Raw genomic sequence first — 4,125 nt, forward strand, 5'->3', positions numbered from 1 at the left:
TGAGCGATCGCCACATCTGTTAGACTTACCGCTCTACCGTAGCGAATCAGACGGTGCCAAATAGTCCCATCGATCCAATTAATCATTTGCCACCACCGCCGAAAATATTCGTCAGATACTGCCCCGTTTGGTTGTGCAAAACTCTTAACACCAGCAACGAAATTTTCTAAATCCCAGGTATCGATTTGTTGAGCTTGAGAATCGATCGCGAGCGCTCTTTCCAATTCGAGTGGATCTGCAAGTGTTGCTAAAACATGTGCTAGCAAATTTAAAGGAAACTTAACTTGTTGAGGATTGGGATGTAAATAAAGTAACCAGTAAATAATGCGAGAAACTAACTCTGGATAGCGTAACTCTAACTTAATTCCCTCGAAAGATTTATCGAAGGCGGTGCGTAATCTATAATAATGAGAAGTGGGATAATCTAAGTAGCCTTTTTCTGCTAGTTTTCCCGATCGATCGCTATTTGCATAATAACGGGGCGCAATTGCCCGAGTTAGTTCTAAACCATCTGCATCTTTCGATCGATTACTTTGATACCAGTTTTCCCAAACATCAGCTAGAGGCAACCGCGCCAAATTTTCGGCTGGAGATAGATCGTTCTGAAACCAAGGAAATTTCCACTTTGAATTTCCCAGTAATTCTTCCTCGAATCCACCCTGATAATTTGTTGTTTGAATTGGTGTTTGACGATGCTGGTGGATCAATTCATCGATCGCAAGTAAAGTACTTCTCGCCGCAGCCGTATTTAGTTCGACAGGATTGGTGCAAGTTACTGGTTCGGGTACATACAAATCGGCAAGATTGACTAACCCCAACGCATCCCGTAAGGTTGCAGGTTGAGACTCGATCGCAAAAATCCGCTCTAATAGTTGAGTTTCGGTGGTAGTGATTTTATCGCCCCGCATGGTTCGATAGGTTTGCGCGATCGATTGACACTCATCTACTAGCCGATTTCTCTTTACCAATTCCGCTACTAATTCTAATCCTGCTTGTCTCTGTAACTTATCTTTAGCTGCTAATAATAATCGCGCAGAATCGATCGCGTCTCCATCCGATTGCTTGAGTAACGAACTCAGAATCCATTGACGTAGATCGCTAGATTTACGAGTGAGTAAACCGATTAAATGTGCGGCTTCAGATCTGTCGAGCTGGCATTCTGTGAGTATTGCTACAACACATCGTCGCACGTAACTACTAGCATCACTAGTAAGGTTAAATAATGTATCGCGAATTTCCGCATCCCACGGCTGAATCTTCGCAAGAGATCTGGCGATGGTTGCCCGTTGATAAGATTCAGCAGCGGCTAGATAGGGAATCATCAATTTGGGCGATCGATCGCCCAACCATCGATGTAAAACTTGGACGACAACCTCTTGAAAAACAGTCAGTTTCATCCACTCCCAAACTAGCGGGGTTAGTTGCTTGGATTTGACCGCCCAACGGGGGAAAATAGCAACGATGCGATCGAATGTATCTGGCGCAGCTTTTAATAATTCTTGACTGGGATAAGAGTTTAACGCTAGCCATGCTACTCGATCGTCGGGATCTGCGATCGCACTTAATATTACCAATCGGGCTGGCTGTAGATCCAGTTGCTTGAGACAATGAATCGCTACTAACCGATGGCTGGCTTCGGGATGCTGGAGGAGGATTTTGGCAGATTCGATCGCTTGCATTGCATCGGTAAACGCGATCGACCATAGAGCCAAATATACCGTCTGTGCGTCATCGCTGGCGAGAGCCGCTTGTTGCTGATTGGCATCGGTGAGAAACTCTAAAACTTGCGCGACAATTGCCCGTGCTGGTTTCTCCTGCAAGACATCCAAATCGAACCCAAACCAGACATCCACCGCTCGTAAAGTCGCCGCAAATCGAATCAGATTTTCGTCCAAAATCAGCTTCAACATCCGCTGATACGCGATCGGATGTGCTTCATCTACGCACTCCAAAATCGTCTGGCGCAGCCCTTCTTGCCGCTGGGCGGCAACTAGAAGCTTTTCGACAAATTCCCAGCCTTCTGGACGATTTGCGAGGAGGAGCGATCGAGTCACATGTCTTCCCATCGCGCCGATTTCATGTTCGCCCTTGGCTGACGCGATGAGAATATCGAATACCTCTTGCCCTAGTTCGTCGCCAGCGTCAATGGCTACTGCGAATAGATAGCCCAGAATGTCGCCGTTATAGCCCAAGTAGGCACACCAGCTAGCCAGCCAGGGTAGATCGACATCGTAGCCCTTAACCACAGCTAACAGGCGTTGAAACCACCAGCCGCGTTTTTGAAGATAAGCATCGGCGGTGGGTGCGCGGAAAGAGCGACGGCTGTAGCCGATTTGATACGTCCAATTGGGGAAGCTTTGCCAAGTGGCTTCGACTGTGGGCGCAAATTGGGGGAAGAGAATGGTAAATATTTTGAGTCGATCGACAGGATTTAATTCGCCCAGGCCTTTGATATTCTGCTCGATCGCGGTAGCCGAATCATCACGTTTAATCGGTTTGCCAGTATCATCATCACCGAAAATACCACACCCGATCGATCTGAGTTTAGCGGGTAGTTTGATTAGTTTATTGATGCGATCGGTTTGCCAGTTGGCGAGCTGGTATTCTTTTAGGCGAGCTTGGGCGATTTCGGGGTTGAGCATAAAGTTATGGTGGCGTAAATTATGACCTCAGCGGTTGAAACCGCCGCTGATGATGCGAAGTCCGCCTACGCGGACTAGGATATTCAATTTAGATTTAGTCCGCGTAGGCGGACTTTGTAACACTAGCCCCGATTTCAATCGAGGGCGGTTGCAGACTAAGCACCAGTTCGCTATCACCCACCAACTAACGGCGTAAGACGGAGAAACAAAAGTTCAGAACGATCGGTAAGAGCCACCGTCGCTGTCAAGTCCTCCTGCTGCTTGTCGTCGATAAATACCAGATAAAACCCATCCTGAAAGGCTTGCAGGGCATTGTCGATCGCCATCTCCACATCCACCACCTGTTCGAGATCGCTATCACCACTACTGATTTTACCGATCGCAACTCCAGCTTCAATATCAATTATTCCCAATACTTTGGTCGTTCTGCGATCGGCTTGTCTAGTTTGAAACGCTCCAACTTCCGATCGCACGATTTGGGCGAGTAATTCTGCTAATGTCAGCGGCTGCTCTGATAGAGACATTTGCCAGCTCGTAAATAGATTTTGGCTTTTGCCCAATACTTTGCCGGATATAGTCAGAGTGGGTGTAGCCATCGATCCAACCTTTAGGTATGACGTTTGATATCAATATTATTCCCCGACTATCGCCACTTTTAATAGAGATCGATCGACTTAAATTTTAGCTAGCTCCACAAAAATCTCGCATCGAGGACGAATCCTGGTAATACATCTTCACCCGATAGCGACTCAGGCGCAGTCAAGAGTTCTGGTGGTTTTCCCATCCGATAAATAGCAGCGCGTTTGCCCTTGGGATCTAGCAGCCAACCCAATCGACAACCGCTTTCCATATATTCCACCATCTTCGTTTGTCTTGTCTCGCTTTTCGCGTCGGGGAACCCGACGGGCGCGAGCCGCTGCGTCTGCACCCAAGAATCCGATCTCGACATCAATTCGACGGCAAAATCAGGACAAAGCGGCAAAAAGCCCCGTCGTTCTTCCGGAGTCAAAGCTTCCCACTTATCCAGGGTAATCCAAGCTACATCAGGCGATCGATCTCCGCCTGCTGGTAGTTCAAAGCCAGTGGATGAATCAAAAGCCTTACCTGCTTGGTTATTAAGATTCCATAGGTATAGCTGTCCACTCAAGTCAAAGTTAAAGCTACCAGTTTCACCGCCTGTGGGAGCCATAATAATTAGATTTCCTGCTTTGTTTCTTTCCAGCTTCATGTCTGGATTGTCGATGGCAATCTGCCGAAATTGACTGCGGCTGAGATTGGAGATCGAGTTGAGATTGAGGGTGAGGGCTGCCATGATTGGAAAATATGCTCACTACTATTTAATTTTAACATCTGTAACTAGATGGTCTTCGTTAGAATGTACGAGCAGACTATCAGCCGAGATTTTGTAAATGAGTACCCAACTGTACCAAGAAATTAAAGAATTCTATGATGCTTCAAGCGGTCTGTGGGAGGGAATCTGGGG

Annotated in this window: 3 protein-coding genes; all 3 read right to left on the bottom strand. The window is 47.1% G+C overall.

Annotated elements, in window-relative coordinates:
- On the bottom strand, positions 1 to 2,642 hold a 2,642-nt coding region (locus RMO35_RS05370; RefSeq protein WP_309739107.1), incomplete at its 3' end, for a HEAT repeat domain-containing protein.
- Between the two features lie 173 nt (positions 2,643 to 2,815).
- Positions 2,816 to 3,238: a hypothetical protein gene (locus tag RMO35_RS05375; RefSeq protein WP_309739109.1), complete on the bottom strand. Its 423-nt coding sequence runs from the start codon at positions 3,236 to 3,238 to the stop codon at positions 2,816 to 2,818.
- A gap of 89 nt (positions 3,239 to 3,327) precedes the next feature.
- Entirely contained in the window at positions 3,328 to 3,954 is a 627-nt protein-coding gene (locus RMO35_RS05380) for a Uma2 family endonuclease (protein ID WP_309739110.1), read from the bottom strand.
- Positions 3,955 to 4,125: the final 171 nt, after the last annotated feature.

The organism is Chamaesiphon sp. OTE_20_metabat_361, assembly GCF_031364565.1.